Raw genomic sequence first — 19,486 nt, forward strand, 5'->3', positions numbered from 1 at the left:
CCTGCACACGACTTCCAACCGGGACGCGAGATGAGCAACGAGGTGGACGCGAAGACGGCCCGTGAGCGGGCCAAGGCCATCGCCGAGCAGCGCCGCGCGGAGCGCCGCAACCGCAAGCGCAAGTGCGTGGTGTGCGGCGTGGAGGAGAGCGACAAGACGCCGCTCACCGCCCACCCGGAAGGCATTGGCCCGGCCTGCAAGGACGAGGTCTCCTGCCAGAGCCGCAGGGCCGCCGCGGGGCGGTGAACTTCCTGGGGCCTCGCGTCAGTGGACGCGCGAGGCTCCTGGCCCGCAAAGCGCCGGTGTCGGCTGCGCGACTGTGGGAGATGTGCCCCTGGACGTGGGGCCGGGCCTGGGTGGCCCAAATTCGCCCGAGGCCGGTAAATCGGGCCCGTTTCTTGATAGCGGAATCGTCTCGGGGTAAACGTCCAGAATCTCAGCTTGAGACTTGAGACGAGGGTCGGAATGGGCGTTACGAGCTTCACGGGAGTCAAGGTGTTCTCCACCACGCTCGCGCGTGATCGCGAGAACATGGGTGAGAACATCACCAAGTGGCTCAAGGAGAATTTGAACAACGTCGACGTGGTGGACAAGGTGGTGACCCAGTCCTCGGACAAGGAGTTCCACTGTCTGACCATCACGATTTTCTACCGCGCGAAGGCCTGACTCGTCGGCCAGCAACGCGCGGAGTCGATGTGCGAGGGCGCTCTCCCGGGACCGGGTGGGGCGCCCTTCGTCGTTTGGGGTTGCGAAGCGGAGAGGGTTCCACCACCTTTGGTCGGCTGTTGAGCCCGTAGTGGAGGATTGAATGCGACCGATGCGCAGCTTCGGCGGCAGGGGTGGCGGAGGCTGGGGCCTGCCCGGTCTGGAGTCCATGTCGTCCAAGCTGGCGGTGGGGTTGGTCGCGGGGTCCGTCCTGTACCTGCTGCTGCGCTACCAGGGGTCCACGCAGGGCGTGTTGCTGCTGCTGTCGCCCAACACCGTCTTCGGCAACCTCTTCCTCTGGCAGCCGCTCACCTACGGCTTCATCGAGAGCGAGCCCATCAGCATCCTCTTCGGAGCGCTGCTGCTGTGGAGCATTGGCGGCTCGCTGGAGAGCTCCTGGGGCTCGAAGCGGCTGCTCATGGTGGCGGTGGGCTGCACGGCGCTCGCGGGCTACGTGCTCGGCGTGGTGGGCCTCTTCATGCCGCTGCCCATGGGGTACCAGGGCGGCTGGGTGATGGGCACGGTGCTCTGGGTCGCCTACGGCTTGTCGATGGGCCGGGGGCAGACGAACTTCTGGGGCATCCCGCTGTCGGGCAACGCGTTCGCCGGCATTGGCGCGGGCTTCGTCGTGCTGCGCATCCTCACGGCGGGCCTGGCCAGCCAGCTGCCGCACGTCATCGCGATGGTGCTGGTGTTCGCCTACGTGCGCGGCGCCAGCCCCAAGCGGTTCATGCTGCACTTCCAGCACTGGCGCCTGCAGCGTCAGCTGCGAGGCAGGTCCAAGCACCTGAACGTGGTGCCCAAGGACAAGGACCGGCCGGACCGGGATCAGTTCCTCAACTGACCCCCGTCGTGCCGTGCCTCAGTGGGCCGCCTCCGGGTGGCCGTACTGCTTCAGCTTCCGGTAGAGCGTGGCCACGCCGATGTCGAGCTGCTCGGCGGTGCGCGCCCGGTTGCCCGCGTTCTGCGCCAGCACCGCTAGGATGTAGTCCTTCTCCATGTCCTCGAGCCGGCGCGGGTTGCCGGCGGGGATGAGGCTGGGCGGCGCGGCGCGCACTTCCTCGGGCAGGTCATCGCGCTCCACGCGGCTGCCCTCGCACAGGGCCACCGCGCGCTCCAGCGCGTTGCCCAGCTCGCGCACGTTGCCCGGCCAGTCGTAGCGCAGGAGCTGGTCCGCCGCGTCGGGCGCGAGTCCGGACACCTTGCGGCCCAGTCGCTCCGCGGCCTCGGCGAGCAGCAGCCGGGCCAGGGGCAGGATGTCCTCGCGCCGCTCGCGCAGCGGAGGGATGCGCAGCTCGATGACGCGCAGGCGGTAGTAGAGGTCCTGGCGGAAGCGGCCCGTGCGCACCTCCTCGCTCAAGTCGCGGTTGGTGGCGGCCACCACGCGCACGTCCACCTTGCGGCTGGTGTTCTCGCCCACGCGCCGGACTTCCTTCTCCTGGAGCGCGCGCAAAAGCTTGGCCTGCATGGAGGCCGGCACCTCGCCCACCTCGTCCAGGAAGAGGGTGCCGCCGTGCGCGGCCTCGAAGAGTCCGGGCCTGTCGTTCGTCGCGCCGGTGAAGGCGCCGCGCGCATGGCCGAACAGCTCACTCTCCAGCAGGCTCTCCGTGACGGCCGCGCAGTTGACGGCGATGAAGGCCTTGTGCGCGCGCGTGGACTCGTCGTGGATGAGGCGGGCGATGCGCTCCTTGCCCACGCCGCTCTCTCCGGTGACGAGCACCGTGGAGTCCACCTTCGCCGCGCGGCGCCCCAGGTTGATGACGCGCAGCATGGCCTCCGCGCGCGCCACCATGCCCGCCGGGTCCTCCGTCACGCCCGCGCGCGCCAGCGACTGCCGCTTCGCGCGCAGCTTGCGCTCGGCCTGCTTCAGCGCGTCCGTCACCTGGCCCAGCACGCCCTCCATGCACTGCGTCTCATAGAAGCGCAGCACCTCCTTGCACTCGGTGCTCCACTCCTCGGAAGGACGGCCGACGATGTGGCACGCCGCGTCCCCCTGGCCCACGCAGCGCACCTCCGTGCAGTAGATTTCCCGCCCGTTGACGTAGCTCATGTAGCCGGACGCGAAGCCGGTGAGGCTCCAGCACACTGGATGGTCCGCGCGGCCCAGGTGCAGCAGGTGCTGCTCGGCTTCATACGAGTCGCGCCACTGCGCCTCGGCGAAGGGCTCCGGGCCCTCCTCGGGCTTGCGCTCCACGCGCTCCACCCGCACCTGCCCTTGCAGCGTGTGCAGCCGTCCGCCCGCGCGGCGCCACAGCGACTCGTCCTTCCACGGCACCGCGCCCTTCATCGCCTCCGCGGTGCGCCAGCCGTGCGCGTAGCCCAGCCGCGTGAAGATGCCGCGCGCGGCCGTCACCCCCATCAGCTCCACCAGCTCCTTGCGCAACAGCCCCAGCGCCACCGGGTCCATGAGGAGCACCCGCTGCCCCGCGAAGTGGATGAGTCCGCCCCCCGGCTCGAAGGACAGCAGCTCCCCCAGCTCCAACGCGTCGAATGGCCCCGCCACGGTGTCCCGCTCCCTTCCAAAGTGATGTCTCTCTCTATCGTTTTGAGAGGCTCCGCGCACGCAAGGATGTTGAGAGGTCGTTATTTCAAGGGGTTGGAATGAGCTGGGCCCTGGTCCTGGGGTTGCAGTAGAAGGCCCCCATCATGGGAGACGGACTGGACAGGCGGGAGGTCTTGCAGGGCGCGGCGGCGGCCGGCGTGGCGGGCGTCCTGGGCGCTGGCTCGAAGGGCGGACGGGCTGCCGCGCTCTTCGTGTCGCACGGCTCGCCCATGGTGGCGTTGGACGCGGATGCGTATCCGCGCGCGCTGAAGACCTTTGGCGACGGCGTGGCGACGGCGCGGGCCGTCGTCGTGGTGTCCGCGCACTGGGAGACGCCGGGCGAGGTGCGCGTCACCGCGAGCGCGAAGCCTCCGCTCGTCTATGACTTCTCTGGCTTTCCGGAGGCGCTGTACCGGCTGCGGTACGCGGCGCCGGGCGCGCCGGACGTGGCCTCCGACGTGGTGGCCCGGTTGGGCGCGGCGGGGCTGAAGGCCGTCGCGGATATGGAGCGCGGCCTGGACCACGGTGCGTGGGTACCGCTGCTTCATACGTTTCCACAAGCAACGTTGCCGGTGGTGCAGGTGTCGATGCCGCTGGGCGCGAGCGCGGCGGACGTGGCGAAGATGGGCGAGGCGTTGCGCCCGCTGCGCGCCGAAGGCGTGCTGTTGATGGGAAGTGGTGGCATCGTCCACAACCTGCGCCGTGTGAATTTCCATCAGAAGGATGCGTCCCCGGAGCCGTGGGCGCAGTCCTTCGACACCTGGGTGGCGCAGAAGCTGGAGGCGCGGGATTTCGTGGGCCTCCAGTCATGGTTGGATGCACCAAATGCGAGGCTCGCGCATCCGAGAGCCGAGCATTTGTTGCCGCTGTACTTCGTCCTCGGAGCGGCCCTCCCCGAAGACCGTCTCACTTCAGTTTTCGAGGGCTTCCATCACGGAACCTTGTCCATGCGCAGCTTCGCGCTGCGCGCCTGAACCCGTAGTTCATCGAGGAGCACACCCCTATGAAGACGACCCTGAAGAGCGCGATTGCCCTGCTGGTGGCCCTGCCGTCCCTCGCCCTGGCTTCCACGTGGGACGTTGACACGGCCCACTCCGGCGCCGAGTTCTCCGTGAAGCACATGATGGTGACGAACGTGAAGGGCTCCTTCGGCAACGTGAAGGGCACCATCAACCTGGACGACAAGGACATCACCAAGTCCACCGTCGAGGCCACCATCGACGCGACGACCATCAACACGAACAACGCCAAGCGCGATGAGCACCTGAAGGCGCCGGACTTCTTCGACACGGCGAAGTTCCCGACCATCACCTTCAAGTCCACGAAGGTGGAGAAGGCGGGCGAGGGCAAGCTGAAGGTCACCGGCAACCTGACCATGCACGGCGTCACCAAGCCCGTCGTCCTGGACGTCACGGGCCCGACGAAGGAGTCGAAGGACCCCTGGGGCAACACCCGCACGGGCGTGGAGGCCACCACGAAGCTGAACCGCAAGGACTTCGGCCTGACCTACAACCAGGCGCTGGAGACGGGCGGCGTGGCGGTCGGTGAGGAAGTCACCGTGAACCTGGACCTGGCCCTGACGAAGAAGGCGGACGCCGCGGCTCCTGCCCCGGCGAAGAAGTAGTCGTCGCTTCGTTCATCGACGCTGAATGAAAGAGGGGCTCCCACGGTGGTGGGGGCCCCTCTGTCGTTTCAGGATGTGCCGCGTGCCTGCAGTGGCGCTCAGCCCTCGGCGACGGCCTGCACGCTGGAGCGGTAGATGAAGATGCGGGCGGTGTTGGTGCGCTGGTCCGCGGGGACGACGAAGAAGCCGGGTGTCGTTCCCTTGAAGTCCTGCGAGAAGCCGGCGACCTGGCGTCCGTCGTTGAAGGTGACGCGAATCTTCTGGCCCTCGGCCTGGGGCTGACGCGCGCCCGCGGCGAGCATGAAGAAGATGGCCTTCACGCGCTTGCCGGGAATCTGCTCCGGCGCGTAGCCGCTCTGCTGCTCCAGGGAGATGACCTCATCGAGCAGGTCCGCGTCGCGGATGGTGCCGCGCTTCACCTGTCCTTCGACGGTGTGGATGATGACGCGATGCTCACCTTCGATGAACGAGGTGATGGGCTCGGTGTGCATCGGCGGGGTGACCGCGAAGAGCGGCTCCCGTGAGGCGGCGAGTGTCTGCGTGCGCTCGGCCAGGGACGCGGAGGCCCTCGCGGCGGGGAGCGGGCTGGCCGTGTAGGGATTCGGCTGGGCCGGTGCGGGGCTTCTGAGCGCGGAGCTCAGCGCCGCCGCGGCCACGGCGGTGGCGGCGAGTGGAGGCGTGTCCTCGGGCGGTTCGACGGCCTCTTCCACCAGTTCGATTTCGGCGAGGTCCTGCTCGAGTTCGACGGGGACCTCCTCCTCTTCGAGGGGCGCGGGCGGCGTGTCGAGGCCGGACTCGGAGGAGGAGAAGTCGTTCACCGGGGCGCCGAACGGATGCGCGTCCTGGGCCTGCCAAGGCGTGGTGGCCGGGGGAGGGGACTCCTCGGACCAGGAGGCGTCCTCGGTTTGGACCTGCTCGGTGGGGAGCGCGTCCTCGGAGGACAGCTCGACCATGGGCTCCACGTCGACGGACGCGTTGCTCCACTCGGTCTGTTGGGCGGCGGCCTCGGCGTAGTGGCCTTCGTGGGCGGTTTGCTCACTGTCCCACGTCGAGGTCGGAGTGCCGGAGTCGGGAGAGCCGCTCCACTCGGACTGGGGGACGGGCTGCTGCTCGGACCACTCGGCGGTGGGCTCGGGCTCCGCTGAGACCCACTCGGGTTGGAGTTCGACGGGAGCGGCTTCGGCCGTGTTCCAGGCGGACGAGGGTTGCGTGCCGGGCGCGGACCACTCGGCCTGCGCGGGGGCCACTTCCTCCGGGGTTTCAGACCACTCGGCCTGGACCGCGTCGGCGGGGAGTTCTTCCGTGGAGGCCCACTCGGACTGCGACGCGGGAGTGCCGGCTGCGTCCGTGGTGGCCCACTCAGCCTGGACGGCGTCGGCGGGGAGTTCCTCCGTCGCGGCCCACTCAGGCTGAGCGGTGGCGGTGGCTACCTCGCCCGTGGATGCAGACCAGTCGGTCTGGACGGCGTCGGCGGGGAGTTCCTCCGTCGCGGCCCACTCGGCTTGTGCTTCCGTCGAGGCGGCGTGCTCTCCCGGAGTCTCCGTCGTGGCCCATTCGGCCTGGACGGCGTCGGGTGCGAGCTCTTCGGTCGTGGCCGCCCACTCAGGCTGGGCCGTGGCAACCGGCTCGCCTGTGGACTCCGCGGACCACTCTGATTGAACAGCGTCGGGAGCTAGCTCCTCCATCGCGGCCCATTCAGGCTGCGCGGTGGCGGTGGCGGTGTCACCCGTGGACGCGGACCATTCGGTCTGGACCGCGTCGGCGGGGAGCTCTTCCGTGGCGGCCCACTCGGGCTGTGCGGTGGCGGTGGGTGCTTCGCCCGTGGAGGTGGTCCACTCGGTCTGCACCGCTTCGGGCGCAATCTCTTCCGTCGTGGCGGCCCACTCGGGCTGCGCGGTGGCAACTGCTGCGTCGCCGGTGGCTGCGGACCACTCTGTCTGGACTGCGTCGGCGGGGAGTTCCTCCGTCGCGACCCACTCAGGCTGAGCAGGGGTGGCTTCGCCAGGAGAGGTGGACCACTCGGCCTGGACTGCGTCGGCGGGGAGCTCTTCCGTCGTGGCCCACTCGGGCTGCGGCGCGGGAGTGCCGGTTGCGTCCGTGGTGGACCACTCGGCCTGGACTGCGTCGGCGGGGAGCTCTTCCGTCGTGGCCCACTCGGGCTGCGGCGCGGGAGTGCCGGTTGCGTCCGTGGTGGCCCACTCCGTCTGGACCGCGTCGGCGGGGAGTTCTTCCGTCGTGGCCCATTCGGGCTGCGCAGGGGCGGCTTCGCCAGTGGAGGTGGCCCACTCGGTCTGGACCGCGTCGGCGGGGAGTTCCTCTGGGGTGGCCCACTCGGGCTGAGCGGTGGCGGTGGCTGCGTCGCCCGTGGTGGCGGACCAGTCGGTCTGGACCGCGTCGGCGGGGAGTTCTTCCGTGGAGGCCCACTCGGACTGCGACGCGGGAGTGCCGGCTGCGTCCGTGGTGGCCCACTCAGCCTGGACCGCGTCGGCGGGGAGTTCCTCCGTCGCGGCCCACTCAGGCTGCGCGGTGGCGGTGGCTACCTCGCCCGTGGTGGTGGACCAGTCGGTCTGGACAGCGTCGGCGGGGAGCTCCTCCGTCGCGGCCCACTCGGGCTGTGCTTCCGTCGAGGCGGCGTGCTCTCCCGGAGTCTCCGTCGTGGCCCATTCGGCCTGGACGGCGTCGGGTGCAAGCTCTTCGGTCGTGGCCGCCCAATCAGGCTGGGCCGTGGCAACCGGCTCACCCGTGGACTCCGCGGACCACTGCTGCGTGGCGTTGGACGTAGCCTCGCCCGTGGTCTCCGCGGACCACTCGGTCTGGACGGCGTCGGCGGGGAGTTCCTCCGTCGCGGCCCACTCGGGCTGTGCCTCGGTCGTCGACCACTCCGACTGAGCGGCCTCGGGCGCGAGTTCCGTCGGCGCTGCCCAGGCCTGCTCGGCATGGCCTTGCTCGGCCTCGGTGGATGCGGCAGCCCACTCGGATTGGAGCTCGATGCCCTCGGAACTCGCCGTGGCGGAGTCCCCCGTGGACGCGTCGGAGGACACCCACTCGGGTTGCAGCTCGATGGGCGCGCCCTCTTCCGTCGCCCCGACATGCTCCGAAGCGAGGCTCGCGCTGCTCGCCAGGGGCTCCAGGTCACCCGACTGAGTGCCCCATTCGCCCTCGCCGGAAGCGTCGGCCGGAAGGTCCAGTCCTCGCTCATCCGAGGTCGAGAACTGCCCAGGCTCGAGGAACTCGCCAGCGCTCGCGAGAGGCACGGCCTCCTCGGGATTGCCGCTCAGGTCGAATCCATCCTGCGAAGCCGCAGCACTGAGCGACGCCGCTGTCCCCGTGAAGTCGGTCGCCGCGTCGGTGTCGACCGCGATGGTGTCGGCCTGGAGATCGGGCCCGACCTGCACAGCGCGAAGCTCCAGTGAAGGCACCGTGTCCGTGCTGAAGGGCGACTCCACGGCAGACGAGGCTTCCGCCTCCACGCCAAGGTCCCCCACCTCGAAGGTAGGGGGCTCACCCTGAGCCGCCGTCTCCTCGAAGGGTGTGGCGCTCACTTCCTCGGTGCTCACCGGCTCGGCGGAGAGGAAGTCCTCGGACGCTCCTTCGGTGCTCACATCACCGCCATCGAGCGCAATCTCCTCGACGGCGGGCGAAGTGGCGACGTCGGAGTCTCCCTGTGCGCTCTCTACCGACGGCGAGGCGTCCCAGCTGCTTGAAGTCGCGTCGAGAGACAGCTCCCCGGCATGCGACTCCGGAGCCGATGCCGCGAACTCTTCCGCCGAAGCGGGCTCGAGCATGTCGGACGCATCGAGCGAAATCTCCGCGCCAGCGGCATCGTGAGCCGCCGCCGTGGAATCCTCGGTGCCTGCATCCCGCGGCGCGAAGGTGGACTCGCCCACGCCAGGGTCCTCGGACGACTCGTAGGCCGAGTCGCTCAAGATGCCCGTGTCCTGGGCGGCGAAGTCCAGGTCCGCTCCCGCGTCGTGCGCGGCAGCGTCGCTCGCCGAAAGCTCCTCCGTCACATCGCTCGAGTCGAGCGACATGGGCTCGGCGTTCTCCATCGCCCCGACGTCGATGACGTCATTGGCGTCGGCGAGGTCCGTCGCGGACGACTCCATCGGGTCCACGGCCAGGGGCGCGGAGGCCCAGGCTTCGTCGAGGGACGAAGGGGCCTGTTCCTCGGCCAGCATCGGCTCGCTGTCCGCTGTCGCGTCGAGCAGTTCGACCTCCGAGGAGGGAACCTCCACCTCGGACTCGGAGGCGGTGAGCGTCGTTTCCTCGGAAGGCTGTGCCGCGAGGAGGGAGGACGTCGAGGGCTCCTCGGCCGATTCGACCTCCAGGGAGAGGTCGGCGAAGGACGACTCGAGCGAGGTCTCCGGCTCACGTCGCGGAGCGGCCTGCTCCACCTGCGTGTCGAGCTCTCCGAAGTCCTCTTCCGCGGCCAGCTGTGATGCCTCGCTCGGCGCGACGTCCTGGTGGCTCAGCGGCGGCTGTCCGCTCTCGAGGTCGTCGGTGGCGTCCTCGAACGCGTCCGTGGTGGGCACATCCGTTTCCGAGACCTCCAGCACGTCCTCGAACGACGAGGCGTCGGACGTGGCCACGGTCGGCGCGCCAGCAGGGGGCGTGGGACTCGGGGCCATCCACGGGGCCGGCTCACTCAGGGCGGGGATGTCGATGTCGTCCGCGCTGAGGGCCAGGTTCTCCGGCTCCGGGGCGGCAGGCGTGTAGGGGGCCTGGGCCGGCTGCTCGTAGCCCGCGTAGTAGGACTGCTGCGCGGGGTCGGTGGCCTGGGCCTCTTGAGACTCGGCGGCGGGCCAGCCCTGGTTCGGATCATGCCCCTGCTGCTGCGCGTAGGCCTGATTCGGATCGTAACCCTGCTGCTGCGCGTAGGCCTGGTTCGGGTCGTAGCCCTGCTGTGCGTAACCCTGGTTCGGGTCGTAGCCTTGCTGCTGCGCGTAGGCCTGATTCGGATCGTAGCCCTGCTGCGCGTAGGCCTGATTCGGGTCGTAACCCTGCTGCTGCGCGTAGGCCTGGTTCGGGTCGTAGGCCTGATTCGGGTCGTAGCCCGGCTGCGCGTAACCCTGATTCGGATCGTAACCCTGGTTCGGGTCGTAGCCCTGGGCGGGGTAGGCGTACCACTGGCCGTCGGCGCCGTAGTAGCCCTGGGGCTGCTGCTCGTAGCCAGCGGGGTAGGCGTACCACTGGCCGTCGGCGCCGTAGTAGCCCTGGGGCTGCTGCTCGTAGCCAGCGGGGTAGGCGTACCACTGGCCATCAGCGGCGTAGTAGCCCTGGGGCGCCGCCTCCTGCTGCTGCCAGGTGGAGGCGTCGGACGCGGGGGTGTCCTGGATGCCGAGGAGGCCACGCAGCTCTCCCCAGCGCGCCTCCTCCACGGGAGACAGGCTGCCCAGCTTCCGCTTCTCGTCGAGGAAGCGAAATTCTCTCATTGCTGCACGCGTGTCCGACATCCGTCACCTTGCTGCGGACGGCGGACTGCCCGGTTACCGTCGCAGCGCAAATGGGGGGGCTGCGAGTGTAGGAGACTCCCGGGGAGGGGTAAACCAAATGGACCAAGCTTGCCCGGCCGCTACCTCTGCCGGACGATCTTCTCGATCTCCGAATCGAGGTCTTCCAGGGTCATTCCGTAGTGGGTCTTCAGCGCCGCCTCGAAGGGCACCTGCCGCTTGCACACATCCCGGGTGAGGGTCAGCAGGCGGTGGGCGCCCTCCCGGCGCATCAGCTCCTGGACCGCCATTCCGGAGATGGCATACGCCATGGTCGCGCTGGGGGTGTTGATCGGGGAGACCTTCATCATCTGCTTGACGCTGATGAGGGACAGGGCTGGGTCGGCGAGCACCGTCCGCATCTGATCCACCATCTCCAGGTCGGGGCCCGGGACGTCCAGGTACTTCCACTCCACGAACATGGAAAGCCCCTCGTTGTACCAGAGGGGAAGGCGGACCATGTCGCCGTCGCCCCCTCCGCAGATGTCGGCGACCGTGGCATGGACGTACTCGTGGATGATGGTGGCCTTGGTCTCCTTCGTCAGCTCCTTGGCGTTGTTGATGGCGATGGCGTTCTCGAAATACTTCCCAGCCACGACCCTCGCCACGCGCGGACCGAAGGCCGTCGCGAACTCCTGGCCGGTGTAGAGCACGACGGACACGGGGGTCTCGCGTGCCTCGCCCAGGACGCCTCGGGTGAAGTGGTAGGCATCGCTGAGAATCTCGACGATGTGCCCCTCGTAGTCAGCGCGTTGGCCGAAGTCGCGATCATTGTTGAAGTAGCTGATGACGAACCGGCTGTTGGAACGCACCCGCATGCCCCTGGCGTCCACCCCGGACTCGAAGCCGAGCTTGGGCCCCCGGATGCTCATCCCCGGCCGCGTCTCCAGTGACACGACGGAGGCCTCCTCGCCCCCCATCGCGCTCGCGGGACGTGTCTGCCCGGGCTGAGGGGCGGAACTTCCAAGGCGCCGGGAGATGCGCGTGGCCTCGGACCGGGCCGCGTCTTCCTGAAGTGTCTGCTGGCGGGCCTTCTGGAGCAGTCGTTTGGCCTCGGCCGACTCCTTCGCGCGGGGAGGCACCTTCTCGAACGCCGCCTGGGCGCCCACGAAGTCCTGCTCCTCCAGCAGCAGCTTGCCGAGCTCCAGCGGGAAGCTCCCGTCCTTGGGGAAGAGCGTCACGCCCTTCACCAGGGCGGACTCGGCCGCTGCCCGCTGCTCCGTCTTGCGCGCGGCGCTCGCCAGGCAGCGGATGGCCGGCGCGGACTCCTCGTACAGGATGGCGCGCTCTCCCATCGAGTACGCCATCACCGTGTCGTCCTTCATCAGCGCCTGGCAGCCCTTGACCAGCGCGCCGGAGACCGTGGCCCGCTGCTCCGCCGGAACCGCCTTCGCATCCCCTGACGCGAAGGCCAGGTACAGCTCCTCCCAGGACTTCTGTCCGGAGAGTTCTTTCGCCTTCTGGGCGGGCGTTTGCGGCGTGGTGGCGAGCAGGAGCGCGACGAACAGGAAACGCATGTCCCCAGTATGGCCGAGCCCCGCCGCGTGCGCGCAAGACCCCAGCTACTTGCGGGCCACCTGCCAGCCCAGCTCCTCCAGGGCTTGCTCCAGCTCGCGGATGTGGGCCGGGCCCGTCGTCTCCAGCGTCACCTCCACCATGGCCTCGCCCAGCCCCGCCTTCGAGAAGGCGCGCTCGTGGTGGAGGTCCACCACGTTGGCCCTCAGGTCGGCGATGCGCGAGGTCAGCCGCGCGAGCATCCCAGGCCTGTCCGGCAGCCGCACCTCGAGCTGGACCAGGCGTCCGGCCTTCACCAGTCCGCGCTCGATGATGCGGCTGATGACGTTCATGTCGATGTTGCCGCCGCTCAGGATGATGGCGGTGCGCTTGCCCTTGGCCTGGGGGACGCGGCCATTGAGCACCGCCGCCACGCCCACCGCGCCCGCGCCCTCCACCACGCTCTTCTCCTGCTCCAGCAGCGTGAGGATGGCGGCGGCGATCTCCTCCTCGTCCACCGACACCACCGCGTCCACGTACTTGCGCACCATGGGGAAGGTGAGCTCCCCCACCTTCTTCACGGCGATGCCATCCGCGATGGTGGTCCCCGCGGCGGGCAGCTCCACCAGCTTCCCGGCTTCAATCGACGCCTTCATGCTGTCGATGGTGGACGTCTGCACTCCCACCACAATGATGCCCGGCTTGCTCTCCTTCAGCGCGCACGCCACGCCGGAGATGAGCCCGCCTCCGCCAATGGGCACCAGCACCACCTCCACGTCCGGCCACTGCTCCAGGAGCTCCAGCCCCAGCGTCCCCTGGCCCGCGATGACATGCGCGTCATTGAACGGGTGCACGAAGACGAGCCCTTCCTCCTGCTGGATTCGCAGCGCCTCCGCGTAGGCCTCGTCATAGTTGGAGCCCTTGAGCACCACGCGCGCGCCGTACTCGTCCCGCGTGCGCGACACCTTGATGAGCGGCGTGCGCTCCGGCATGACGATGGTGGCCTTCACCCCCAGCCGACGCGCGTGGTAGGCGACCCCCTGCGCGTGGTTGCCGGCGGACGCGGCGATGACCCCGCGCTTTCTCTCCTCCGGCGTCAGCGTCAGCAGCTTGTTGAGCGCGCCGCGCTCCTTGAAGGCGCCCGTGCGCTGGAGGTTCTCCAGCTTGAAGTACACCGCCGCGCACTCCGTCCGCTCGGTGAAGTAGTCCGAGGCGGGGCAGGGCGTGGGGCGGATGGCGTCGCGCAGACGCTCCCGCGCGGCGAGGATGTCCTGGAGGGTGACCATGAGCGTGCGCGTGTAGCGGAAGCGCGCCCCGGGCGGAAGGGACAGTCGGCACCGGAGTGCCCGCCCTCCCGGGTTGCCGCGATGCGGCAGGCTCGCCCGGCGGGAGGACGGACGGGCACGCCCGCGCGCGTCAGATGCCGCGCAGCACGGTGGCCTTGCCCACCCGGCCGATGGCGAGGATGTAGGCCGCCGTCCGCATGGAGACCTTTCGCGAGCGGGCAATCTGCGCCACGCGCTCGTAGGCCTCCTTCATCGTCTTCTCCAGCTCCGCGTTGACGCGGTCCTCTTCCCAGGACAGGTGCTGGAGGTTCTGCACCCACTCGAAGTAGCTCACCGTGACGCCACCGGAGCTGGCGAGCACGTCCGGCACCACGAAGATGCCGCGCTTCTCGAAGATTTCGTCCGCTTCCGGCTGGGTGGGGCCGTTGGCGCCCTCGATGATGAGGCGCGCGCGCACCGCGTTCGCGTTGTCGCGGGTGAGCACGTGGCCGAGCGCCGCGGGGATGAGGACCTCGCAGTCCGCCCCGAGCACGTCCTCATTGCTACACGCCGTGCCGCCACCGAAGCCCGTCACCGTGCCGGTGCGCTTGACGTGCTCGAAGAGGGACGGGACGTCCAGGCCCTGCGGGTTGCGCACGCCGCCCAGCACGTCCGACACGGCGACCACCACGCCGCCGTCTTCCCACAGCAACTGCGCGGTGTGGCTGCCCACGTTGCCGAAGCCCTGAATCGCGAAGCGCGTGCCCTTCACCGGCAGGCCCAAATCCCTGAGGATTTCGCGGCACACGTACAGCAGGCCGCGCCCGGTGGCCGCCTCGCGGCCCTTGGAGCCGTAGAGCTCCAGCGGCTTGCCCGTGACGACGGCGGGCGAGTGGCCGTGGTAGCGCGAGTACTGGTCCATGATCCACGCCATCACCTGGGGGTTGGTGTTGACGTCGGGGGCGGGGATGTCACGCGTGGGGCCGATGACGTCCTGAATCTGGTCGACGAACTTGCGCGTCAGCCGCTCCAGCTCCTTGAGGCTCAGCTGGGAGGGGTCGCAGGCGATGCCGCCCTTGGCGCCGCCGTAGGGCACATTCACGACGGCCGTCTTCCACGTCATCAGCGACGCGAGCGACGCGGACTCGTCCTGGTCCAGGCCGGGGTGGTAGCGCAGGCCGCCCTTCATGGGGCCCCGGCTGTTGTCGTGCTGAATCCGGTAGCCCAGGAAGGTGCGAATCTCGCCGGAGTCCATCTCGATGGAGACCTGGACCTTCACCTCGCGCAGCGGCGTGGCGAGCAGCGTTTCGATGGGGGTGCCCACGTCCATGATCCGCGCGGCCTTGCGGAAGAAGTAGTTGGTACCCTCGACGGCGCTCATGTTTCGCAGTGCTCCTGGTGGCTGCGGTGGGTCCAACCGGTCCCGCCCCGCGCGAAAGACCTTAACAGAAGGGGTGCGCTACCATAGGAAACTGCCATGTCTCCCGGCCCTCCGGATGCTTCCGCGGTGAACGGACACCTGCAGGGCCTGGCCCGGCGGATTCGCGCGCTGCGAGAGCGACGCGGCCTCACCCAGGAAGACTTCGCCGCCCGGTGTGGCATCTCCGTGTCCTTCGCGTCACTGCTGGAGCGCGGAGAGCGAGGCCCCAGCTACGAGACGCTCCTCCAGGTGGCCGTCGCGCTGGAGCTGCCCTTGTGGGAGCTGCTCCGGCTGGATGACGTGGACGACGCGGGAGCCCACCGGTTGGAGGGCTTCGCCCGGGTCCGCCGGCTGTCGCGACAGGACGTGGACCGGCTGCTGGAAGTGGCGGAGGTGATGTTCAGCGCGGGCCCCATGCCGTCGCGGCCCACCGGGCCCGAGCCCGCGCGCTGCGAGGAGCCCGAGTGCGAGCGGCCCGTGCTGGCCCGAGGCCTGTGCACCGCCCACTACCACCGGGCCCGACGCAGGAAGGCCGCGGAGCAGGAAGGCGCCTGACCCGGGAGGGGGCGCCTCCCCGAGCCATCTCGGAAGCGCCCAGGCCAGCAAGACGCCTGCTCCGAGTCCTGGCTCGCGGCGGCCCCGGGAAGCACGTGCCTCCCGGGGAAAACACCGGATTACTTCTTGCGAGCGCGCTCGACCTTCAGCGTGCGCTCACCGTGCTGCTTGCCGTGCGTGGTCTCGAACCCGGCGGCGTCCTCATCCGCGACGAAGACGTACGCGTAGGTCGGGCGCAGGTCCATCCGCGCGACCTTGCCGGCCGGAGCGCCCGCGGCCTCGAGCGCGGCGGTGACGCCCGCCTCATCCAGCCCGTCCTGCCTGCCCAGGCCCACCCACAGGCGCACCTGGCCCGGCAGGTCCGGCAGCGCCTCGTGACGCGGACGACGCTCCTCGCGCGAGCCGCGCGGGCGGTGCCGCTCCAGCTTCAGCGGCTTGTCGCCGTGCAGCTTGCCGTTGAGCGCCTCGAAGGCCGGAGCGTCCGCCTCGGCCACGTAGGCGTAGCCGTAGGTGGGGCGCAAGAGCGCCTTGAGCACCTTGCCGGCGGGCGCGCCCGCGGCCTCCAGCGCGGCGGGCAGCTTCGCCTCGTCCATGCCGTCATCCATGCCCAGGTTGGTCCACAGCTTCACCTCGCCGGGGCCCGCGTCAGGAGACGGGGGCGGACGGGTGCCGGGCTCGCGCTCGGTGCGCGGCTTGCTCTTCTCCACGCGCAGCGTCTTGGTGCCGTGCTGCTTGCCGTTGAGCGTCTCGAACCCCGGGGAGTCGTCCTCCGCGACGAAGACGTACGCGAAGGTGGGGCGCAGCTCCGCGCGCACCATCTTCCCCAGCGGCGCGCCGGCGTCTTCCAGGGCCGTGGCGATGCTGCCCGGCCCCAGGCCGTCCGCCGTTCCCAGGTTGACCCACAGCTTCACCTCGCCAGGGCCCGCCTCCAGCGCCGCGGCGCCTCGGCTCGCGCCCGGGTCTCTCTCCCGACGGGGTTCGTCACGACGCGGACGGCGCTCGCGGTCCGGGTGCTCCGGGCGGGCCATGGGCTTCTCGCCCCGCTCACGCCGCTCCTCGCGCTCGCGACGCTCACCGCCGCGCTCGCGCTTGTCGTCGCGCCCGCCGCGTCCTCGGCCCTCGCTCCGGCTCTCGCTCTTGCGCTCGGGGGCCGGCTCGCGGCGCTCGGTCTCCTGGGCGGCCTGGGCCTTCTCCATGCGCAGGTGGCTGAAGAAGTACTTGAGCAGGAAGGCGACCAGGTCGTCCGCGTTCGGCTTGTTCTTCAGCTGCGCGGCCAGGGGCAGGAAGCCCTCGAAGATGGAGGAGCCGGAGGCCTCCTGGATTTCGCGCACGTGGCGCTCCGTCCACAGACGCATCGCCTCCTCGGGCGCGGGCATCTCCTGCCGCTCGAACTTGATGCCGTACTTCTTCTCCAGCACGGTGTACGTCGCCAGCTCGCGCCCGGAGAAGAGGTTGATGGCGGTGCCCTTGTTGCCGATGCGGCCGGTGCGGCCGACGCGGTGCAGGTACACGGCCGGGTCCTCGGGCAGCGAGTAGTTGATGACGTACTCGAGGCCGGAGATGTCGATGCCGCGCGCCGCGATGTCCGTGGCGACCATGAAGGCCACCTCGCCGCGCTTCACCTTGCCCATCACCCGCTCGCGCTCCTTCTGCGGCAGGTCTCCGTTGAGCAGCTCCGCGTCGAAGCCGTTGCGGTTGAGCACCGCGGTCACCAGCGCCGTGTCATCCCGCGTGTTGCAGAAGATGATGGCGTTGGGCGGCTCCTCCTTCTCCAGGATGTAGATGAGGTTGCGCGGCTTGGGGAAGGCGTCCGACACGTCGTAGCGGACGTGGTGGATGTGCTCCACCGTGAAGACGTCGCCGGACAACAGCAGCGTCTCCGCGTTCGTCGTGTACCGGGCGATGAGGTTCTGGATGTCCGTGGGGACGGTGGCGCTGAAGAGCAGCACCTGACGCGCCTTCGGAAGACGGTCGAGGATGCGGGTGACTTCCTCGTAGAAGCCCTGGTTGAGCATCTCGTCGGCTTCGTCCAGCACCGCGTGGTCGCAACCGTCCAGCTTCAGGTTGCCCCGGTTGATGTGGTCGAACACCCGGCCCGGCGTGCCGACGATGATGGGCGTGCCCTCCTCGAACGCGTCCTCCTGCTGCTTCATGGAGGCGCCGCCGTAGATGGCCGCCACCTTCACGCCCTTGTTCTTGCCCAGGGACCGCAGCTCGTCCGCCACCTGCATCGCCAACTCGCGCGTGGGGCAGAGGATGAGGGCGCGCACGCGCTTCTCGTCCGCGGGAATCTTCTCCAGCAACGGCAGGCCGAACGCGGCCGTCTTACCGGTGCCAGTCTTGCTGCGGACAATCAGGTCCTTGCCCTCCATCACCGGCCGGAACGCCCGGGCCTGGACAGGGGTGGGATGGGTGTAGCCGCGCTCCGCCAGCGCGCGGCGGAGGGGCTCTGACAGGTTCATTTCGTCGAAGCCGATGTCCGCGATGTATTCGGCGGGACGGGTCGGGGCTTCTTCGGTGGCCGGGCTGCCCGGCGCGGTGGGCTCTTGGATGTCGCTCATCAAGCAGGGGCATAGCTCCTGCATTACCCTCTGGCAACAATCGCGGCACTTTGGGGTATGGAGCGCCCATGGCGAGTGGAGGGAAAAGAACCAAAGGAACGACTTCCCGGCCCCGTGCGAAGCGGGCGGCGGGCAGCGCGCCCGCCCAGGCGGAGGTCGTCGAGGCGGAGGTGGAGGAGCCAGGGGCCCAGACAGCGTCGGACCCGGATTCCTTGGAGCCGGACGTGGCCGAGCTGGTTGACGCGGAGCCCGAGGTGGAGGTGGTCAGGCCCGTGCCCTCCCGGGCCCTCGTCAAGTCGAGCGAATCAGCGCTCTCCAACCGGGACCCCCTCCAGGCCTACATGACGGAGGTGCAGCGCCACCCCCTGCTGACGCGCGAGGAGGAGCTGGAGCTGTCGCGCCACTACCGCGACACGGGCGATGTGCGCACCGCCTACCGGCTGGTGGCCTCCAATCTGCGGCTCGTGGTGAAGCTGGCCCACGAGTACCACCGCAACCCGCTTTCCCTGTTGGACCTGGTCCAGGAGGGGAACATCGGGTTGATGCAGGCGGTGAAGAAGTACGACCCGGAGCGGGGCGTGAAGCTGAGCAGCTACGCGGCCTGGTGGATTCGGGCGTACATCCTTCGCTACATCATGGACAACTGGAAGATGGTGAAGCTGGGGACGACGGAAGCCCAGCGGAAGCTCTTCTTCAAGCTGCGCCAGGAGCAGGACAAGCTCGTCGCCCAGGGCTTCGAGGCCAGCCCCAAGCTGTTGGCGGAGCGGCTCAACGTCACCGAGCAGGACGTGGTGGAGATGGACCAGCGGCTCGGCCACGACGAGCTGTCCATCGACGCGCCGCTGGGCGGGGACGACGAGGGCTCCCGAGGCACCCGCGCGGACCGCTACCTGCCGTCGGGCGCCATCCCCGCCGACGAGCGACTGGGCGCCGAGCAGCTCAAGGCCCTCTTCCGCGAGAAGCTCGCCGAGTTCTCCCGCACGCTGGAGGGCAAGGAGCGCTTCATCTTCGAGAACCGCCTCACCTCCGACGAGCCGCTGACGCTCCAGGACATCGGCGACAAGTACGGCGTCAGCCGGGAGCGCGCGCGGCAGATAGAGGCGGCGCTCATCCAGCGGATGCGCGAGTTCATGCGTGAACACATCCCCGACTTCGACCTGGTGGCGTCGCCCAAGGCCTGAGGGGGCGGGAGCGCGCGGCGAGGGCGGGGAGCGCTATGCTGCCCGCTGTCGTCACCGCTTCCTCCTGGGGGTTCTCCATGGGCCGCATCTTCCGCGCCTCGGGCGTGTGTCTCGTCGTCGCCGCGTTGCTGACGCTTGTGGGTTGTGCTGGCTCGCTTCGGCAGAACTACCTGCGCGACAAGGCGGCGGACCATGTCTACCGACGGCCGCTGCCGGACTTCTGGCCCGACGTGAAGGCGCTGCTCAAGGAGCAGGGCTACTCGTGGAAGGAGATGCCGGGCCGCTTCGTGCTGGAGACGGAGTGGCGCGACTCCGGAGGCGGCACCCTGGGGCCCACCTCCTCCTCGCGCTTCCTCGTCGAGGGCCTCACGCTCAATTCCGGGGGCGCCATCCTCCGGGTGATGCGGGGCAACCGGGTGGCCCAGAACATTGGCGTGGGCAACGTGGACCAGCGAATCGCCACCGGCGGCTCGCAGCGCGCCCAGGAGGAGCAGGCCCAGGCCCGCCTCGACTCCACCACCAGCGGCGTGCTGCCCACCCAGCAGAACTACGCGCGCGACTTGGAGCTGGAGCTGATGTTGCTCCAGCGAATCGACCCGGCGTCGGCCGCGAAGCTGGAGGCGGACGCGGTGAGCGCCCACCCCTGAGCC

General features: G+C 69.4%; 14 protein-coding genes. 8 read left to right on the forward strand and 6 right to left on the reverse strand.

All coding sequences use genetic code 11. From position 1 onward, the window contains the following. Positions 1 to 30: 30 nt before the first annotated feature. The 3 genes from HUA75_RS01600 to HUA75_RS01610 all read left to right on the forward strand — a co-directional run bounded on the left by HUA75_RS01600 (position 31) and on the right by HUA75_RS01610 (position 1,549). Complete coding sequence (locus HUA75_RS01600) at positions 31 to 246, forward strand: hypothetical protein (RefSeq protein ID WP_141640758.1); 216 nt, start codon at positions 31 to 33, stop codon at positions 244 to 246. Positions 247 to 465: 219 nt separating this feature from the next. Next, positions 466 to 666 carry a hypothetical protein gene (locus HUA75_RS01605; protein WP_141640730.1) on the forward strand — a complete coding sequence of 67 codons (201 nt, stop codon included), beginning with the start codon at positions 466 to 468 and terminating at the stop codon, positions 664 to 666. Between the two features lie 142 nt (positions 667 to 808). Next, a complete protein-coding gene (locus HUA75_RS01610; protein WP_141640729.1) occupies positions 809 to 1,549 on the forward strand; it encodes a DUF1751 domain-containing protein in 741 nt (246 codons plus the stop codon). An 18-nt stretch (positions 1,550 to 1,567) separates the two neighbouring features. Here the strand turns inward: HUA75_RS01610 and HUA75_RS01615 are convergent, their stop codons facing one another. Next, entirely contained in the window at positions 1,568 to 3,208 is a 1,641-nt protein-coding gene (locus HUA75_RS01615; protein ID WP_141640728.1) for a sigma-54-dependent Fis family transcriptional regulator, read from the reverse strand. Between the two features lie 143 nt (positions 3,209 to 3,351). On the opposite strand from HUA75_RS01615, the gene HUA75_RS01620 reads away from it, so the two are divergent. Beyond that, positions 3,352 to 4,221 carry a class III extradiol ring-cleavage dioxygenase gene (locus HUA75_RS01620; protein WP_174485363.1) on the forward strand — a complete coding sequence of 290 codons (870 nt, stop codon included), beginning with the start codon at positions 3,352 to 3,354 and terminating at the stop codon, positions 4,219 to 4,221. Between the two features lie 29 nt (positions 4,222 to 4,250). Continuing rightward, the gene (locus HUA75_RS01625) at positions 4,251 to 4,871 is read left to right on the forward strand and encodes a YceI family protein (RefSeq protein ID WP_141640726.1); all 621 of its coding nucleotides are present in this window, start codon (positions 4,251 to 4,253) and stop codon (positions 4,869 to 4,871) included. 98 nt (positions 4,872 to 4,969) lie between these two features. Here the strand turns inward: HUA75_RS01625 and HUA75_RS01630 are convergent, their stop codons facing one another. The 4 genes from HUA75_RS01630 to HUA75_RS01645 form a co-directional block, all read right to left on the reverse strand. Continuing rightward, positions 4,970 to 10,303 (reverse strand): hypothetical protein, encoded by a 5,334-nt coding sequence (locus HUA75_RS01630; protein ID WP_254627450.1) that lies wholly within the window; start codon positions 10,301 to 10,303, stop codon positions 4,970 to 4,972. A 140-nt stretch (positions 10,304 to 10,443) separates the two neighbouring features. Continuing rightward, positions 10,444 to 11,877, reverse strand: coding sequence for a peptidase MA family metallohydrolase (locus tag HUA75_RS01635; protein ID WP_174452934.1), 1,434 nt, complete (start codon positions 11,875 to 11,877; stop codon positions 10,444 to 10,446). A gap of 45 nt (positions 11,878 to 11,922) precedes the next feature. Beyond that, positions 11,923 to 13,140, reverse strand: coding sequence for a threonine ammonia-lyase (gene ilvA / locus HUA75_RS01640; RefSeq protein ID WP_174464410.1), 1,218 nt, complete (start codon positions 13,138 to 13,140; stop codon positions 11,923 to 11,925). A 130-nt stretch (positions 13,141 to 13,270) separates the two neighbouring features. Then, positions 13,271 to 14,500, reverse strand: a complete 1,230-nt coding sequence (locus tag HUA75_RS01645; RefSeq protein WP_141640722.1) for a Glu/Leu/Phe/Val dehydrogenase — start codon at positions 14,498 to 14,500, stop codon at positions 13,271 to 13,273. A gap of 96 nt (positions 14,501 to 14,596) precedes the next feature. On the opposite strand from HUA75_RS01645, the gene HUA75_RS01650 reads away from it, so the two are divergent. After that, entirely contained in the window at positions 14,597 to 15,094 is a 498-nt protein-coding gene (locus HUA75_RS01650) for a helix-turn-helix domain-containing protein (RefSeq protein ID WP_174485365.1), read from the forward strand. 119 nt (positions 15,095 to 15,213) lie between these two features. On the opposite strand, the gene HUA75_RS01655 is transcribed toward HUA75_RS01650, so the two are convergent. Beyond that, positions 15,214 to 17,655, reverse strand: coding sequence for a DEAD/DEAH box helicase (locus tag HUA75_RS01655; protein WP_174485366.1), 2,442 nt, complete (start codon positions 17,653 to 17,655; stop codon positions 15,214 to 15,216). Positions 17,656 to 17,723: 68 nt separating this feature from the next. On the opposite strand from HUA75_RS01655, the gene HUA75_RS01660 reads away from it, so the two are divergent. Both HUA75_RS01660 and HUA75_RS01665 read left to right on the forward strand, forming a co-directional pair. Further along, positions 17,724 to 18,836 carry an RNA polymerase factor sigma-32 gene (locus HUA75_RS01660; protein ID WP_141640719.1) on the forward strand — a complete coding sequence of 371 codons (1,113 nt, stop codon included), beginning with the start codon at positions 17,724 to 17,726 and terminating at the stop codon, positions 18,834 to 18,836. Between the two features lie 77 nt (positions 18,837 to 18,913). Next, positions 18,914 to 19,483, forward strand: coding sequence for a hypothetical protein (locus tag HUA75_RS01665; RefSeq protein ID WP_141640718.1), 570 nt, complete (start codon positions 18,914 to 18,916; stop codon positions 19,481 to 19,483). Positions 19,484 to 19,486: the final 3 nt, after the last annotated feature.

The sequence above is a fragment of the Myxococcus sp. CA040A genome, assembly GCF_013336725.1.
GTDB lineage: Bacteria > Myxococcota > Myxococcia > Myxococcales > Myxococcaceae > Myxococcus > Myxococcus llanfairpwllgwyngyllgogerychwyrndrobwllllantysiliogogogochensis.